The organism is Bernardetia sp. (genome assembly GCF_020630935.1).
GTDB lineage: Bacteria > Bacteroidota > Bacteroidia > Cytophagales > Bernardetiaceae > Bernardetia.
Window position 1 is genome coordinate 1 of sequence record NZ_JAHDIG010000089.1, and the last position, 15,876, is coordinate 15,876.

15 protein-coding genes are annotated in these 15,876 nt (G+C 34.2%); 7 read left to right on the forward strand and 8 right to left on the reverse strand.

The annotated features are described in order from the left end of the window. The 6 genes from QZ659_RS18290 to QZ659_RS18315 all read right to left on the reverse strand — a co-directional run. A partial coding sequence (locus tag QZ659_RS18290) for a DUF6935 domain-containing protein (RefSeq protein WP_291728103.1) occupies positions 1 to 718 on the reverse strand: 718 nt, incomplete at its 3' end. A gap of 45 nt (positions 719 to 763) precedes the next feature. After that, on the reverse strand, positions 764 to 1,513 hold the full coding sequence (locus QZ659_RS18295; protein ID WP_291728105.1) for a segregation and condensation protein A: 750 nt from the start codon (positions 1,511 to 1,513) through the stop codon (positions 764 to 766). Between the two features lie 54 nt (positions 1,514 to 1,567). Beyond that, a complete protein-coding gene (locus QZ659_RS18300; RefSeq protein ID WP_291728107.1) occupies positions 1,568 to 1,999 on the reverse strand; it encodes a hypothetical protein in 432 nt (143 codons plus the stop codon). After that, positions 1,999 to 2,202: a hypothetical protein gene (locus tag QZ659_RS18305; RefSeq protein WP_291728109.1), complete on the reverse strand. Its 204-nt coding sequence runs from the start codon at positions 2,200 to 2,202 to the stop codon at positions 1,999 to 2,001. Before QZ659_RS18305 ends, QZ659_RS18300 begins: the two co-directional genes overlap by 1 nt. 136 nt (positions 2,203 to 2,338) lie before the next feature. Then, on the reverse strand, positions 2,339 to 3,529 hold the full coding sequence (locus QZ659_RS18310; RefSeq protein WP_291728111.1) for a TonB-dependent receptor plug domain-containing protein: 1,191 nt from the start codon (positions 3,527 to 3,529) through the stop codon (positions 2,339 to 2,341). A 135-nt stretch (positions 3,530 to 3,664) separates the two neighbouring features. Then, positions 3,665 to 5,509 (reverse strand): chloride channel protein, encoded by a 1,845-nt coding sequence (locus tag QZ659_RS18315; protein WP_291728113.1) that lies wholly within the window; start codon positions 5,507 to 5,509, stop codon positions 3,665 to 3,667. Positions 5,510 to 5,758: 249 nt separating this feature from the next. Here QZ659_RS18315 and QZ659_RS18320 point away from each other — a divergent pair, with 249 nt between their 5' ends. Then, the gene (locus QZ659_RS18320; protein ID WP_291728115.1) at positions 5,759 to 5,962 is read left to right on the forward strand and encodes a hypothetical protein; all 204 of its coding nucleotides are present in this window, start codon (positions 5,759 to 5,761) and stop codon (positions 5,960 to 5,962) included. A 1-nt stretch (position 5,963) separates the two neighbouring features. On the opposite strand, the gene QZ659_RS18325 is transcribed toward QZ659_RS18320, so the two are convergent. Then, positions 5,964 to 6,944 carry a DUF6268 family outer membrane beta-barrel protein gene (locus QZ659_RS18325; protein ID WP_291728117.1) on the reverse strand — a complete coding sequence of 327 codons (981 nt, stop codon included), beginning with the start codon at positions 6,942 to 6,944 and terminating at the stop codon, positions 5,964 to 5,966. Between the two features lie 67 nt (positions 6,945 to 7,011). After that, complete coding sequence (locus QZ659_RS18330) at positions 7,012 to 7,467, reverse strand: DUF3592 domain-containing protein (protein WP_366935877.1); 456 nt, start codon at positions 7,465 to 7,467, stop codon at positions 7,012 to 7,014. A 326-nt stretch (positions 7,468 to 7,793) separates the two neighbouring features. Here QZ659_RS18330 and dnaB point away from each other — a divergent pair, with 326 nt between their 5' ends. From dnaB to QZ659_RS18360, 6 genes are all read left to right on the forward strand, one after another. Then, positions 7,794 to 10,241, forward strand: coding sequence for a replicative DNA helicase (gene dnaB, locus QZ659_RS18335; RefSeq protein WP_412728047.1), 2,448 nt, complete (start codon positions 7,794 to 7,796; stop codon positions 10,239 to 10,241). 5 nt (positions 10,242 to 10,246) lie between these two features. Beyond that, on the forward strand, positions 10,247 to 10,804 hold the full coding sequence (locus QZ659_RS18340) for a hypothetical protein (RefSeq protein WP_291728121.1): 558 nt from the start codon (positions 10,247 to 10,249) through the stop codon (positions 10,802 to 10,804). A 20-nt stretch (positions 10,805 to 10,824) separates the two neighbouring features. Further along, on the forward strand, positions 10,825 to 12,507 hold the full coding sequence (locus tag QZ659_RS18345; protein WP_291728123.1) for a formate--tetrahydrofolate ligase: 1,683 nt from the start codon (positions 10,825 to 10,827) through the stop codon (positions 12,505 to 12,507). A gap of 447 nt (positions 12,508 to 12,954) precedes the next feature. Next, on the forward strand, positions 12,955 to 13,170 hold the full coding sequence (locus QZ659_RS18350) for a hypothetical protein (protein WP_291728125.1): 216 nt from the start codon (positions 12,955 to 12,957) through the stop codon (positions 13,168 to 13,170). Between the two features lie 134 nt (positions 13,171 to 13,304). Then, a complete protein-coding gene (locus QZ659_RS18355; protein ID WP_291728127.1) occupies positions 13,305 to 14,456 on the forward strand; it encodes a glycosyltransferase in 1,152 nt (383 codons plus the stop codon). Between the two features lie 217 nt (positions 14,457 to 14,673). Then, on the forward strand, positions 14,674 to 15,666 hold the full coding sequence (locus tag QZ659_RS18360) for a hypothetical protein (protein ID WP_291728130.1): 993 nt from the start codon (positions 14,674 to 14,676) through the stop codon (positions 15,664 to 15,666). Positions 15,667 to 15,876 lie beyond the last annotated feature (210 nt).

The window sequence follows — 15,876 nt, forward strand, 5'->3', positions numbered from 1 at the left end:
TTCGGATGCCTACTAAAAGGCTGCTCCATTCGTCAGCTTTCCATACGCCTTTGTCATTGCGAGTTACTTTTATAGGGCGTGGAGAATCTGCACCCGAAGACGGTACAAAAAGTTTTAGGCTTCCCTCATCAGCCGAACCACTGTATTTATTCGTAGAAAAACTAAACTTTAAAGGTTTGTCTGATATGTTATATCCATCTTGTGGAGATGTTCCCAAAACATAAGAGTTGGGCAAAAACGGATAGCGTTTGAACTGGTCTTTTATCAGTCTGAGGTCAGAAGGGTTGGGAATGTAGCCTTTATAGCCTTTGGTGTTTTCTTGCAGTCGTTTTTTTGCTACGGCTACAGTTATGGGAGCTAAATCATTCTCTGGAGAATTGACATACATCATTGTAGCCACAATAAACATTGCTGCTCCTCCTTCTGGAGTTTGGGAAATCTTATCACGAACTTCTAAAAATTCGTCTATATTTTGAGGTAGTCGGCTTATTTCGACTGTATTTTCTGTTTGAGTAGCTGAAATAGGTGTACTTGTGTTTTTTGTTTGAGTTTCTGCTTTGGTTGTTTCTGTATTTTCAGAAGTATTTACATCTGATGAAGTTTGAGAAGACGTTTCTGTTTTGGTTTCTTGTGTTTGATTTGCTTGTTTTTCTGATGAGTTTTGACAAGAAAAAGTTAGAAAACCTAGACAAAGTAAAACTATTGAATGACGTAACATAAGTGATAAGCATTTTTTGGTGATATAATTTGAGAAAAAACTCACTTATCCCACCACAGAAGGCTCTCCTTTCACAAGAATAAACTCATTGAAGTTAGGCTCTTCTGTAATTTCTAAACGAATTTCTCCTACTTGTATGAGTTCTAAAATAGCCAAAAAATTAAATACCACCAAAACACGGTTGCCACTCTCTTTCAAGACTTCCACAAAATTTACTCTCCCAATCGTCTTGACTTTATTGATGACATAATCTCTTTGCCTATCTACGCTATACGGATAAGGTTTGATGTTGGTCATCTTAGGTTTCGAAAGTTCGTGTAGTTCCATTGCATTTTGAAAGGCTTTGAGAAGTTTGTACAAATCCACATCTTCCAAATCTACATCTTCTGGACGGACTTTATTGAGCGATTTGAGCTCGGAGATAATATTTCCCCTTGTTTCTCTTGCTAGAGCATCATCTTCCAAATTAGAAAGCTGTTCTATCACAGGGCGATAACGCTTGTATTCTAAAAGCTGCTGTACAAGTTCTTTTCTTGGGTCAATGATATTTCCTTCCTCATCTACCTGCTCACGAGGCAAAAGCATCTTTGCTTTAATCTGCATGAGCGTTGCAGCTACTACAATAAACTCGCTGGCAAGCTCAATATTCATTTTTTCTAGCGTACGGATATACTCCAAAAAGTCGGTCGTAACCTTCGTAATTGGAATATCATAAATATCTAATTCGTCTCTTTCAATAAAGAAAAGTAACAAATCAAATGCGCCTTCAAAAACTGGGATTTTTATTTCGTACATAAATGCAAATTTAGAATTGTGTAACAATCAGCGTAGCTAACTATGATTTTAGATTTAAGAATCTAACTGTGATTTTTTTAAGTATTCTAAATATCTTATACGTTTGAGCTTCCATTTTTGCCTAAAGAAATCAAATGTAGCCAACCACTCAGACTTTTTATCCAAATTGAATGGATCAAAGTGCATCTCATTCTCAAAATTTTGGTACTCTTCATACAAAATACACAAATTGCTATTTTTATCAATGAAAAACTTTGTAATCTTAGAGCCATCAGGAGGGAAAACGTTTATAAAATAATTCAAGACTTTACTTTTGAAATCTAAATTCCAAGGTATGATTGTGGTTCTTTTGTAGTTATCTCTAAACTCTACTCTAAGATATAGCTCTAGACCTAATTTCTTTTCTTTGTCAAGTTTAACATTCTTACCAACTTCTTCAAGTAGATAATAACCGTCCTGTGTTATTATTTCTTTTCTATTATACATCAAAACTCCAAATCTTCCTCATCAAACTCTAGTTTTTTATCACACTCAAAACAAAAAAGTTCTATTTTTTTGTCGTCTTCTACAAGCATTGTTTCTTGAAAGACAAGTTTTCCATCTTCTACTGAAAATAAATCAAACTGGTTGGGCTTAGTTACAAACTCGTGATTGCCACAGTTTTCACAAATATATTTTTCTGTTGTCATTGTATTGCTTTATGCCAAAGTTATAAAAATTCATTCTAAAGAATGAGTTACGTTGTTTCAAATGTACGCACAAAAAAGCGTATTACAGTAAAAATGAAATACGCTTTTTTGAAAATCAGAGCTGTCAAAATCACTTTTATTTCTGCACCAAAATTTTTCTATGAATAACTTGCTTTCCTATCTGAATTTTGATGTTGTATGTGCCTTGCTCTAATTTTTCAAGGTCGTATTTTATATTTTGTTCTCCTGCTTCAAATTTCTCTTCTGTTATTGTGTAGCTCTCAAAAGTTTGAAGGTTATGGATAGTTATTCTGACTTGTGCTGTTTCCTCTAAGCTAAAATCAATATTTACAATTTCTGAACTAGGATTGGGAAAGACATTTAGAGTTACTTCTTTTGGTTGTTTTTCTATTTTTTTCTCTTTAACTTCTTTCTTTTTAGTTGTGATAAGGATTACACCGTTTACTGCTCTGCTCCCCCAAATAGCTGTTGCTGCTGCTCCTTTTAATATCTCAATACTTTTTATATCCTTTGGTAAAATATTTTTCATTAACTCATTCGCTTCTGAGTATGGCACTCCATCTATTATATAAAAAGGATTATCAAATGATGATTGATAGTTTTGCACATCGATTGTGTTTTCTTCTATTGACTTTTCTTCTTTTTTTATATTGATTATAACTGCACCATTTTTTCCTCTATTCCCAAAAATATCTATTGCTGACGTGAGTACTTTAATACTTTCTATATCATCTGAAGAAACTCTATTAATACTGTTCTTAGAACTAATGTCATAATCTGAAATTTTTTTGTTAATTACAAAAAGTGGCAAGCGATTCTCAACGATTGTAGCTCGGCAACGTATTCTTATAGTTTTATTAGGTTTTGATTCTTCTTTATTTTTGGTTGTGATAAGGATTACACCATTAGTTCCTCTACTTCCATAGAGAGCTGTTCCTCCTTCACCTTTTAATATACTGATGCTTTTTATGTCATTTGGAGAGAGATTTTTGACAGCTTCATCGTTTTCTGAAAAAGGAACTCCATCAATTATAAAAAGTGGAGATTGAGGAAGAGTAGAACCCGTGCAGCGTATAGTAATTGTTCCACATATTGGAGCAGCATTTTTTGTATCTAGTTTTGTAGATAAATTTTCTTCCTCTTCTGTATTATTTATTTGTTCTTTATCATTCGTATTAGAGTTTGCTTGAACACAAACTATTTTACTTGAAATGGCTTTTTGTATATCTGTTTGCCCAAAAACTAAATTCCCTTGTCCTAGAAATATAAAAAGAGTAACTAAAGTAATTTGATAAATTTTCTTCATGACATTTGGATTTAGTTGTGATAACATTTACAAATTGATGTGATTTTATGCAAGAATAAGACATGCCTTATCCTTACAATTTTTTAAACCCTTACGCAGAAAAATATCAAAATGCAGCATACAAGTTTATTTTTCCTACCAAATTTGCTGGTTTTCCTCCTGCATTCCCTCTCTGTATTTGTTGAAAATGGTGGATTTAGAAACAAAGCCTAAATATTTCCCCTTCTTAATTACTGGAAGATTCCATGCCCCACTATTTTCAAATTTTTTCATCACGCTGTCCATCGTCTCGCCATATTCTATTATTTCGGAAGGGCGTTGCATCAAATCACGCAAAGGAGTGGTTTCATATTTTTCTGCTTCAAACATCAGTTTACGAACGTCATTTAGAAGAATCATTCCTACAAATTCTTTTTCTTCATTCAAGACAGGAAATAAGTTTCTGTGGCTAAGTTGAATCGCTCCTACAAGGTCTTGAAGAGTGCCTTTTTCTGGAACAGATTTGAAATCTTTTTCTATCAGTTTGTTGATTTTGAGTTTGCTCAACACTTTTTTGTCTTGGTCGCCTTTTATGATGTCGCCTTTTTCTATTAGCTCTCTTGTGTAAGGCGAGTGAGGCTCAAAATAGGTAACTGTAATATAAGTAACTGCTGAAATGAGCATCAGAGGAACAAAAAGCTCATAGCCTCCAGTCAGTTCAGCAATCAAGAAGATAGCTGCCAAAGGTGCGTACTGAACACCACAAATGGCTGCACACATTCCGAAGAGAATAAAATTACTTTCTGAAAGCGTTTCCCAACCTGTGATATTGACTATTCTAGCAAAAGTGAAACCCAATACACCACCTAAAAAAAGCGAAGGCGCAAACGTACCACCACTTCCTCCTGCTGCAATCGTGATGGCAGAAGCAATACATTTAAAGAGTAACATAATTACTACATAACCCAAAAATACAGACTGTGGAGGAAGTTCTTTAAAAATAATGCTATTGGCAAAAATTACAATTTCACTGCCACTCAAAAGCGATTTCAAAAGCATTGTTCCCTCTCCGTACACAGGTGGAAAAATGACAATTAGAGCAGATAAAAACAGTCCTCCGATGAGAGCTTTCAGATAAGGATTTTCAATTTTATTTGCAAGTTTGTTTATCTTTTTGACAACTTCCATAAAATAGAGCGACAGAAGACCACACGCTACTCCCAAAACAATACAATAGGGAACATCAATAGTTTGAAAGGCATCTTTCAAGCGAAATGTAAAAATGGCATCGTCTCCACCCAAAAGCAAAGCTGTAAGTTTTGCAGCCACAGAGGCAAGTAAAATAGGGACGATATTAGCAATACTGACATCAAATAAAATCACTTCTGCTGCAAAAATAACACCTCCAATCGGCGCATCAAAAATGGCTGCAATTGTACCAGCCACACCACAAGCAACAAGCAAAATACGCTGTTTCTTGGCAAAAAGCATAGCACTACTTGTATTTGAGCCAATAGCTGCCCCAGACATTACAATCGGAGCTTCCAAACCTGCTGACCCACCAAAGCCGACTGTGAAAATTGCACCTATCATACGAGAGTAGATATTACTGAACTTTATCTTTCCGTCTTTTTTAGAAATGGAATAAAGAATATCTGTAAAGCCGTGTCCGAAGTCAGTTTTGAAAATCCGATTACCTAAAAATGCTGTAATGAGAAGTCCAATAGTAGGATAGAATAGCAGTCCGTAATTGTAGTTTTCTGAAAACTGACTAGAAGAAGCCAAATTATGTTCTACCCAAATTACCGTCGTTCGAAGAAACATAGCTGCCAGTCCTGCCAAAATTCCGATAAAAATACTGACTACTAATAAAAAGTTTTTGTCAGACAAATATTCTCCTTTCCAAATCAGAAAACGAATAATATTTCCATTAAATTTTTTGGAATAATGAGAAATTAATGATTGGAACTTGTCAGAATAAACTTCAAAAAATCGGAGCAAAACAAATAGTGGGATAGGAAAAAATGAACAGTTGATAATTATGCAACATTAAGCGATAAAAATACTAAATATTTACTCAAAGTTGACATACTTTTTCATCGTAGAAAGTTTTGATAAATAAAATTTTAGTTAATTTTTCATTTTTAATTTTAAATTGTTCATTTGCTTGCCTTATACTTGTGTGTAATTAGGAACTTAAATTTACAAAAATAAAATACTCATAGACCAATGCTACACAAATACATTTTTTTGATATTATTTATTTTAGGGTTTTGTGCTTGTGGAAAGAGTCAAGAAGAGAAAATAAACGACGCTTTCTTGCAAGACAGTTTGCAATATGAAGAAACTAACCGACTCAAAACATCTAATCAAAAGGATATAGAAATTGATACAGCAATGAATAATCCTAACTCTAAAGACCCTGCTATTCCTGTGATGAAAGATGAAGAGTAGTTTAAAAATCATTTCCAAACAAACGAGAACTAATCGGGCTTGTCTTAGATTTTTGTAAATCTATATGCAAATTGATTGCGCCATACGGAACAGTAGAAGCTCCAAAGTCAATTTGGTTTTCAGAAGTACGTAAAAAAGACAAATTACGAGCTGTCGAAACACCTATTTCACTGCTTAAAAAGATTCCATTTTTGATTTTGAGTTCTGCTACCGATGTAATTTTGAGTTCGGTATAATTGAGATTTAGATTTCCTTTATTCCCTAAGTTGGGTAATGTAATTCTATTAGATGGATTTACACCAGCACGAAAACTTCCCAAACCTACCAACACACCAGCTTTAAATTTTTTGCTAAACTCATAACGCATTGCGCCCTGTGCAGGTAAAAGCAATTCTAAAAACCATTTTTTGTTGTATCTACGATTGATTCCCAAAATAGGCACAGGCAAAAAACGTTCGTATTGATACAAAAGAGCAACACCATAAATATTATGCTTATAAATTCCCTTCACACGAATATATGCTCCAGCAGCCGTAAAAAACGGACTAGATTCGTCTAGCTTTTGAATGTCTTGTACAATTCCACCATTGACAGTATAAAACCAAATGCCACTTCTGATATTGGCATGAACACCAGTAATCCCTGCTGAAAGGTTGTAGATTCTAGTATTGTCTTCTACTAAATCGCCTTGTGGCAAACGTAAACCTGTGTTTATCGTCAAGAAGTGCTGTGTAAAAGAAGCATTGATGTTTTTTATATCTAACTTTAATTTTCCACTCAGAGGCACAACCATATTGGCATAAAAGCGATTGATTCCAAACTTCAAACTGTCTTCTACCTTTTGAGTGGGAACGATAGCCGTACCGACAGTTAGGTTAGGACGAAACAAAAAGCCAAGTCCGATACGTTGAGAATAGCTTTTGAAAGAAATTAGAAACAGAAAAGCAAAAAGCAGAGAAAGAGAATAGGATGTTTTTTTCATAATATTGGGTAAGGTAATTATTGCCCTAAGAGCTTGTTTAAACAAGCTCTAAAGTACAAACCTAAATTTAATAAGAAGATTTCGATTTACCTCTCTTCAAAAATCCAAGAGCTATTCCTATTAGGATGAATAAAATACCAAATACACCAAAAATACCTCCTTTCCAAAAGGTAGTAAAACTATACAACCTAGAATGTTTTCTAAGAAAATTTGGTCTTGTATGGTCATATAAAACCTTTACTTGTTCTCCTTTTTCAAAGCTACTCTCTCCATTCTCACCTTGTCGCTCTATAAATGTTACTTCTTGTCCTTCTTTTGTTTCATAACTAACAACAGCATGTACCATAGCATCATCAAAATCACTTGATGAAGAATTCTCATAATATAAAAGAGTATCGCCAATAACTCTACCTTGTGTATGAGTATAATTATTGTACTGTCGGATTTCAGCTCCTATTCCCACTATACCAATGAAGGTAAATAGCAAACCCATAACGATTAATATAATTCTAAAAAAAAGCATTTGATTTTATGTTCTGATGAATTTCTTAAGATGTAGGAATTTATGTATTTTATATTTTAAGAACTAATTTTATGTAAAAGTAAGTTTGAGTACTTCAAAATCTGATAATATATGTATAGCATTTGTATAGCTTTGTAAGCTATTAAATTAAAGGTAAAACTTTTTAGTTTATGCTATTATTTTTAGTAAATTTGTATAAAAACAATCAATATATTCAATAGGTAGATAAGACGCTGAAAATGGATAACAAAAGCAATAGTTTTTCTAAAAAAGGAACATTCAATAAGAAAAAGCAAAATGGCTTTGCTAATGATTTGGCAAACGAAATGGGCAAACTTCCTCCTCAGTCCATTCCCTTGGAAGAGGCTGTTTTGGGTGCGCTTTTATTGGAAAAAAAGGCTTTTGAAGATGTTGTCGATATTTTGAAGGCAGATAGTTTTTACAAAGATGCTCATCAGCTTATCTACCAAGCCATGCTAGAGCTTTCAGCGAAAGGTTCTCCTATCGACCTTCTGACTGTCCGAACACAATTAGAAAAAAATGGTAATTTAGAAATCGTTGGTGGGGCTTATGCACTTGTGCGCCTCACGACAGAAGTTAGTTCGTCTTCCAATGTTGTTTATCACGCTCACGAAATTGTGGAGCGTGCCATCAAAAGGAAAATGATTGGTGTTGCTTCTACGGTGCGCCAAAATGCTTTTGAAGATACCACAGATGCTTTTGAGCTTTTAGATGAAACCCAACATGAACTTTTCGAAATTACAGAAGACAACGTCAGAAAACGTACTTCAGATATGGCTTCTGTCTATTTGAGTACACTCAAAGATTTAGAGGAAAAGCGAAAAAATAAAACAGGTATTACTGGAATACAAAGTGGATTCACATCTTTAGATAGAATTACGGCAGGTTGGCAGCGTTCTGATTTGATTATTTTGGCAGCTCGCCCTGGTATGGGAAAAGCACAACCTCACAGCGCAAAACTGCTTTCTCCAAAGGGTTGGACTACGATGGGAGAGGTTCGGAAAGGCGATTTTTTGGGAGGAAGTGATGGGAAATTTCACGAAGTAAAAGAGGTTTTTCCACAAGGAAAAAAGCCAATTTACAGAATTATTTTTGAAGATGGAACAAGTACCGAGTGTTGTGAAGAACACTTATGGATAACTTTTGAGCAATCTGAAAACAAACTGGCAGTTCGTTCTTTGGCACAAATCAGAAAAACACTTCTGACAGGAGCAGGAAAACCCAACCATTATATTCCGATGGTTATGCCGATGCAATTTGAGGAAAAAAAATTGCCTTTGAGCTGTTATTTGTTAGGTCTTTTCGTAGCAAATCAAGGAGAAACAAGTCTTCTTGCAGACAAAAATGCTTTCAAGACTAGCGAGAAAATGGCAGAAACTTACGAAAAACTTCAAAATGCTTTTGGCGAACAGATGGCAACTTTTGCAGAAGAACCCTTTATTCCAAAGGAATACTTGTGGGGAAGTGTCAAACAGCGTACAGAGCTTTTAGGTGGAATGATGGCATTTTCTGGTCGTTTGAATAAGGATAGCAACAACGAAACACGAGGGAAATATCAAACAGATTCAGATAGAATCAAAGATGATTTTACATTCTTGATTCGCTCACTGGGTGGAATGGTTTTTTGTGAAGAAAAGAAGAATAGCAAAGGAGAAATAGTTTATCATTTAGATTTTGAACTTCCTGCAAGTCTTTCAGATTTAGAGACTGGTTCACAGATTTCTACCAATACAAGCCTTTCTCCACTTTTTAAATATATCACTAAAATCGAATTTATTGGCAATAAAGACGCCTCTTGTATCAAAATTGATAGTGCTGATAGCCTCTATGTAACTGATGATTTTATATTGACACACAATACAGCTTTTGTCTTGTCCGCTCTTGCCAATGCAGCCGTTAGATATGAACACTGTGTAGCTATTTTTTCACTAGAGATGTCGGCAGAGCAGCTTCTAACTCGTATGATGTCGTCAGAAGCAGAAATAGAAAGTCATAAGCTCCGAAATGGAAATATTGAAGACCACGAGTGGGCGCAACTTGTTCATAGAACTACACAACTTTCAGCTTCTAAGATTTTTATAGATGATACGCCAGCTATCACGATGCTAGAACTGCGTGCAAAAGCAAGAAGGCTAAAATCGCAGCACAATTTGGATATGATTGTCATTGATTACCTTCAACTTATGTCTGGAGATGCTGGAAAAGGAGGCGGAAATCGTGAGCAAGAAATTGCAGGTATTTCAAGGGCTTTAAAACAGTTGGCTAAGGAATTGGATGTTCCTGTAATGGCACTCTCACAGCTTTCTCGTGCCGTAGAAACTCGTGGAGGAGATAAAAAACCAATGCTTTCAGATTTAAGAGAAAGTGGATCCATTGAGCAGGACGCAGATATGGTAATTTTCCTTTATCGTCCAGAATATTATGAAATTACACAAGACGAAATGGGTAATCCTACGCACGGAATGGCAGAGGTTATCTTAGCAAAAAACCGTCATGGTAGTTTGGAAACAGTCAAGTTACAGTTTGTAGGAAAATATACACGTTTTCAAGATATGGATGAGGCTGGTTTTTCTGCTGGAAATACAGGCTATGATAGTGGTTTTCCAAATGCAAATGATAACCTTTCCTCTATGCCTCCAATAGATGATGGTTTTACGACACTTCAAAGCAAAGGAAATAATATGAATCCGATAGACGATGATTTGAAAAATGATAAAAAGTCTATTGATTTTGATGATGAACCTCCTTTTTAGAAGAAATGAAAATATACAAATTTGAAGAACAGCTAAACGATTTATTTGATTATTTCATTTTGGCTGATCCATTTACACTACTAGAGTTTAAAAAACAGCATAATCTACCAAATGATTTAATCACAACTTTTACCACTACAGATTTTGGAGAAATAGCTGTAAGAGAGAGAAAAATGATTCCCTTATCACAAGTTCAGAATTATCCTTATACCATCTATTTCAACTTGATGGGAGAAAACATAGAACTTCTAAAACCTCAAAACGACTTACAGATTCATCAGAAAGGATATTTACTAGAAGTACAGAGCGAAATAATTTGTCTTTTTACAATCCCCTATCTAAAAGATTTTACTGTCGAAAAGATTGATAAATTACTCAAAAATAGAAAAGCTCAAATCAAACTACCAAAAGGGTTATATTCCATTTCAATTTTAGGTGGACAAACTTGTCAAAAAACGGGTAAAGAACCTACATTCGAATTCATTATCTTGCCAGTAGAAGACACCACCACATCTAATCCAAAAATTAATGTTTCTTTCAAGATTGAAAGTTCAGAATACTAAACACAAACAACTCAAGTCTTATGAAATCTGATATAGAAATCTCTCGCCAAACTACACTTTTGCCTATTTCTGAAATAGCTGAAAAACTAGATATTCCAACCGAGAAGCTCATTCCTTATGGAAAATATATTGCAAAGCTGCCTTTAGAATTATTAGAAAATGAAAATAATTTTGAAAATCAAAGTGAAAAATCAAATCTAATTTTAGTAACAGCTATTACACCGACAAAAGCAGGCATTGGAAAAACAACAACTTCGGTTGGCTTAGGATTAGGACTAGCAAAGATTGGAAAGAAAGCTATTGTTGCATTACGTGAGCCTTCACTCGGACCTTGTTTTGGAATGAAAGGTGGTGCAGCAGGTGGAGGATATGCACAGGTTTTGCCAATGGAGAATATAAATCTGCACTTTACAGGAGATTTTCACGCCATTACTTCGGCAAATAATATGATTTCTGCTTTGCTTGATAATTATCAATTTCAGAATAGAGGTTCGGAAAAACAGCTTCGTCAGATTCTTTGGAAAAGAGTGCTGGATGTCAATGACCGTACACTTCGCAATGTGGTAACAGGTTTGGGAAGTATTAGTAATGGCGTTCCGACCGAAACAGGTTTTGATATTACACCTGCTTCTGAAATTATGGCGATTTTGTGTTTGGCTACTGATTTGGAGGATTTGAAAAAACGTATCGGAAATATTCTTTTAGGATATAGAGTATGCCAAGAGCCTGTATTTGTGAAAGATTTGGGTTTTGAAGGAGCAATTACGGTACTTCTGAAAGATGCTATTCAGCCTAATTTAGTTCAAACGACAGAAAATACAGCTTCTATTATTCACGGAGGACCTTTTGCTAATATTGCTCACGGTTGTAACTCTGTTTTGGCAACCAAAATGGCTATGAATTTTGCTGATTATGTAGTTACAGAAGCTGGGTTTGGCGCAGATTTGGGCGCAGAAAAATTTATGAATATCAAGTGTCGTAAATCAGGACTTTCTCCAAAAGTTACTGTGATTGTGGCAACTTCACAGGCACTCAAATTGCATGGAAAGGTAGCAGAAGCAGACATCAAAAAACCAAACTTGGAAGGAATCAAAGAAGGTACAAAAAATCTAGAGAAGCATATCGAAAATATGCAATCTTTTGGACAGTCAGTGGTGGTAGCATTTAATAAATACGATTTTGATACAGATGAAGAAATTGCATTTTTAAAAGATTTTTGTGAAAGTAAAGGAGTTAAGCTTGCAATCAATAATTCTTTTTTAGAAGGAGGAAAAGGAGCAGGACAGCTTGCCCAAACAGTTGTTGAAGTTTGTGAAAATAACCCTTCAAAACCATTGACTTTGACGTATGAAAATGAGGATAGCATAGAAATAAAAATCAAGAAAGTAGCTCAAAAAATGTATGGAGCAAACGATATTTCTTTTTCAGATAAGGCGCAGAAAATGATTGCTAAGATTGAAAAGTTAGGTTTCTCTGATTTTCCTATTTGCATTGCCAAAACGCAATATTCTTTTTCAGATGATGCTCAAAAACTAGGCGTAGCAAAAGATTTTATCATTACTATTGAAGATTTGGTTATCAATAGTGGAGCAGGTTTTATTGTTGCTGTTGCTGGTACAATTATGCGTATGCCTGGGCTTCCAAAAGAACCTCAAGCCTTACAAATTGATATTCAAAATGGGTTTATTGAAGGATTAAGTTAAAATTAGATGCAGTTGTTGTGATATTGGTTTGTGTTTTTACAGACTCAAAATATTTACTTTGGAATTAATCAATAGAACTAAATTTGGCAATCTATTGTTAATAAGTTGATTTTATTTTTGTGTAAAATATGAATAGTCAAGATTAGAGTACTGGACATCAATAGATATTGCTGTTCTGTGAGGCACAGAACAGGGAAAATTACCGTTCATTGGTGTTTTAGTGTAGCGACACCAACAACTTTTTATCTCATGTCCAATACTCTAAGTCAATATCTTTTTATCATTTTTTTAAGAATTTTTTTTTTGATAAAAATGATAATTGTTGCAACAACTATTTTTTATTTTCGTATAATCAACTGGAATATAAATAATAATACTATTGAAGAGATAGAATAACAAGCACAATCAACTAACAATAACTACTTTATATAAATTTTTATTTTTTCCATGAAAAAGCATATTTTTTTCAAGCAAAAAGAGAACGTTACTTTTGCTGCTTTATTAGGGCTGATTGTTTTATCTTTTGTATTGATGTATTTTCAGCATAATCAAAACAAGTTATATTATCAAGAGACAAATTCTGATGAAACTCCAGTTTCAAAGTTAAATGCAAAGTCTTTTGGTGAGCAAGATACATCACCTCATTTTTTACCAGCTTTATAAATTCTTTAAATCCATTAAAAAGCATAGAAAAACTTTATATTCATAAAAAAAATACCGTCCTTTAAACCATCAATTTACCTTTGTGAGTTGATGGTTTTTAATTTGCAGTCTAAAGACTACACTACACCAAGTACATGAAAATAGCTTATTTATCTACTTTTTATCCGTTTCGTGGAGGAATTGCACAGTTTAATGCACTTTTGTATCGCAATTTTGAAAAGCTGAATGTTTCGGTTTCTGCTTATAATTTTACCACACAATATCCAGAATTGCTTTTCCCTGGACAGACACAGTATGCCACTTCGGAAGACAACGCAGACCCTATTCCTACACAACGAACTATAAGTAGCATAAATCCTATTTCATATCTAAATACAGCTTCAAAGATTACCAAAGAAAAGCCTAATTTGCTTCTAATGCGTTATTGGTTACCTTTTTTTGCACCAGCTTTGGGAACGGTAGCTAAAAAGTTGAAGAAAAAAGGAACAAAATCGATTGTCATTGTAGATAATATGATTCCTCATGAAAAGCGTTTTTTTGATGAAACTTTTACCAAATATTTCCTCAAAAATACAGATGCTTATATCGTAATGAGCAAATCAGTAGAAAGAGACCTTTTGGAGCGAAAACCAGATGCAAAATATATTTTTCATCCACATCCAATTTATGAGCATTTTGGAGAAAAAATAGCCAAAAAAGAAGCCTTAGAAAAACTAGGACTATCAGAAATTGAAGGGATAGAGCATAAAAAAATCTTACTCTATTTTGGTTTTGTTAGAAAGTATAAAGGTTTGGATTTGCTCTTGGAAGCCTTCAAATATCTTGATGAGAGTTATTTTTTAATCATTGCAGGAGAGTCGTATTTGTCAGATAGTGAAAATGCAGCATTACAAAGCCAATTAGACAATCATCCAAAAAAACAAAACATAGATACTCGTCTGCGTTATGTTTCCGACCAAGAAGTAAATTTGCTTTTTTCGGCTGCTGATGCCAATGTCTTGCCTTACAGACATGCTACACAAAGTGGTGTTTCTGCTATTGCTTTTCATTTTGAAGTACCTTCTGTAGTTACTGATGTGGGAGGACTTCGTGATTTGATAGAGCCTTACAATGCAGGAACAATTGCCAAAGAACCAACATCAAAAGCGATTCAAGGTGCTATAGAAGAACTTTTTGAGAATAAAAAAGACATAGATTATGACGAAAACTTAAGAGACTTTAAAGAAAAATATTCGTGGGAAAATCTAGCAAAGAAGATTTTGGAGCTTTATGAAGAGATAAAATAATATTTTTTTGTTTCGACAAAAACCACTTTTTAGTCTATCAACAAAATTCTGCTGGCTAACTATTTGAAGTAAAAAGCGTTACAATAATAAATCCTATTCTATAAATAATTCAATAAAAAACAGTCAAGACAAAGCTATAAGCTATCAGATAAGATAGTTTGTAATTTTTTACTTGTCGCTACTTTTTCTATTCTATTTACTTTGTAGCAATACGGATATGAACATAAATAATGATATAAATACAGAAAAATCTTCTAGCTTACGCCCAATTTTCCCACCTACAAAGCGTCCTCCAGAAGAGCAGCCTCTAGCAGAAACTTTACACAAAAACATTGTAGATACGCCCACACATTTCGAAACTGATTATATTTCGATGAGATGGATTCCAGAAAAACGTCGTATTGATGTAGTATGGAAACAGTTCGTAGGTGAGGAAAAAGTGCGTGAAGTGCTTTTGAAAGAAGTTGCCATGATTCGTCATACAAAAGTAAAATGTTTGTTTTTGGATGCTCAAAAGTTTAAAGGCACAAACCCAAATATTCCACGTTGGGCAAACGAGGTTTGGTCGCAGATGGTACACGATGCAGGATTGAAACACTTTGCTACTGTGGTTTCAGATAAAGATATTTTTGCTGTCTTTTCATTGAAATATGGAATGGGAGAAAAACTCACTTCGTTAGTTAATTGTGCTGTTTTCAAAACTATAGAAGAAGGCGAAGTTTGGATGAGACAATACACTCACCCAGAAAGTCCTGTTTATACAGACGATGAGTTGGAAGAACTTATGGAAGAATATGAGAACCCTAAAGAAAAAGTAGAGGAAGTAACAACGAACGCAGTACAGAATGTTCAGCTTGAGAGCAACCCTAATATCGAAAAAAAGGTAGATGAAGAACAAAATCTAAATTCTTTGAAGCATCCTATGAATGAGTTAGAAATCAAGACAGAAGAAAAAATTATAGAGGTAGAAACTAAAAATGCTAAAGTCTCTGAATCATCTCAAGAAAATGAATTACAAAATTTTGATGTAGAGAAGCAGGAAACAGAACTACAAGAAGATGACAGTTTTGAAGGCGAAGAAGAGGAGGATAACAGACTTTCTCAAATCCAAGTCTTTTCAAATTTTGAAGATTTAGAAAACCATATTCAGAATATAGAATCAAAGTATAAAGTTGATGAAAATACAGATGAGGCTGTAGATGAAGGATAAGTTTTTATTTGTTTACTGGAAACTACGGGAGTATCCTATAAAGCGATGGTGGTTCTTTGAAAGGCTGTACTTCTCCTTCAACGGTTCAGTCTTTGGTAACAGTTTCTCAAAATGGACAAGTAGTGGCAAGTGCTTATACAAACGATGGTTGTTTCTTAAGTAATTATCTACTACAATTTTGTTAAATTTGATTTATTTTTTCATAAAACA

Bases quoted from the DNA above. Each gene is read 5' to 3' on its own strand.
- dnaB (WP_412728047.1), top strand. From the start codon at position 7,794: ATGGGCAAACTTCCTCCTCAGTCCATTCCCTTGGAAGAGGCTGTTTTG.
- QZ659_RS18350 (WP_291728125.1), top strand. From the start codon at position 12,955: ATGAAAAAGCATATTTTTTTCAAGCAAAAAGAGAACGTTACTTTTGCT.
- QZ659_RS18295 (WP_291728105.1), bottom strand. From the start codon at position 1,513: ATGTACGAAATAAAAATCCCAGTTTTTGAAGGCGCATTTGATTTGTTA.
- QZ659_RS18305 (WP_291728109.1), bottom strand. From the start codon at position 2,202: ATGACAACAGAAAAATATATTTGTGAAAACTGTGGCAATCACGAGTTT.
- QZ659_RS18310 (WP_291728111.1), bottom strand. From the start codon at position 3,529: ATGAAGAAAATTTATCAAATTACTTTAGTTACTCTTTTTATATTTCTA.
- QZ659_RS18355 (WP_291728127.1), top strand. From the start codon at position 13,305: ATGAAAATAGCTTATTTATCTACTTTTTATCCGTTTCGTGGAGGAATT.
- QZ659_RS18300 (WP_291728107.1), bottom strand. From the start codon at position 1,999: ATGTATAATAGAAAAGAAATAATAACACAGGACGGTTATTATCTACTT.
- QZ659_RS18325 (WP_291728117.1), bottom strand. From the start codon at position 6,944: ATGAAAAAAACATCCTATTCTCTTTCTCTGCTTTTTGCTTTTCTGTTT.
- QZ659_RS18345 (WP_291728123.1), top strand. From the start codon at position 10,825: ATGAAATCTGATATAGAAATCTCTCGCCAAACTACACTTTTGCCTATT.
- QZ659_RS18340 (WP_291728121.1), top strand. From the start codon at position 10,247: ATGAAAATATACAAATTTGAAGAACAGCTAAACGATTTATTTGATTAT.
- QZ659_RS18330 (WP_366935877.1), bottom strand. From the start codon at position 7,467: ATGCTTTTTTTTAGAATTATATTAATCGTTATGGGTTTGCTATTTACC.
- QZ659_RS18360 (WP_291728130.1), top strand. From the start codon at position 14,674: ATGAACATAAATAATGATATAAATACAGAAAAATCTTCTAGCTTACGC.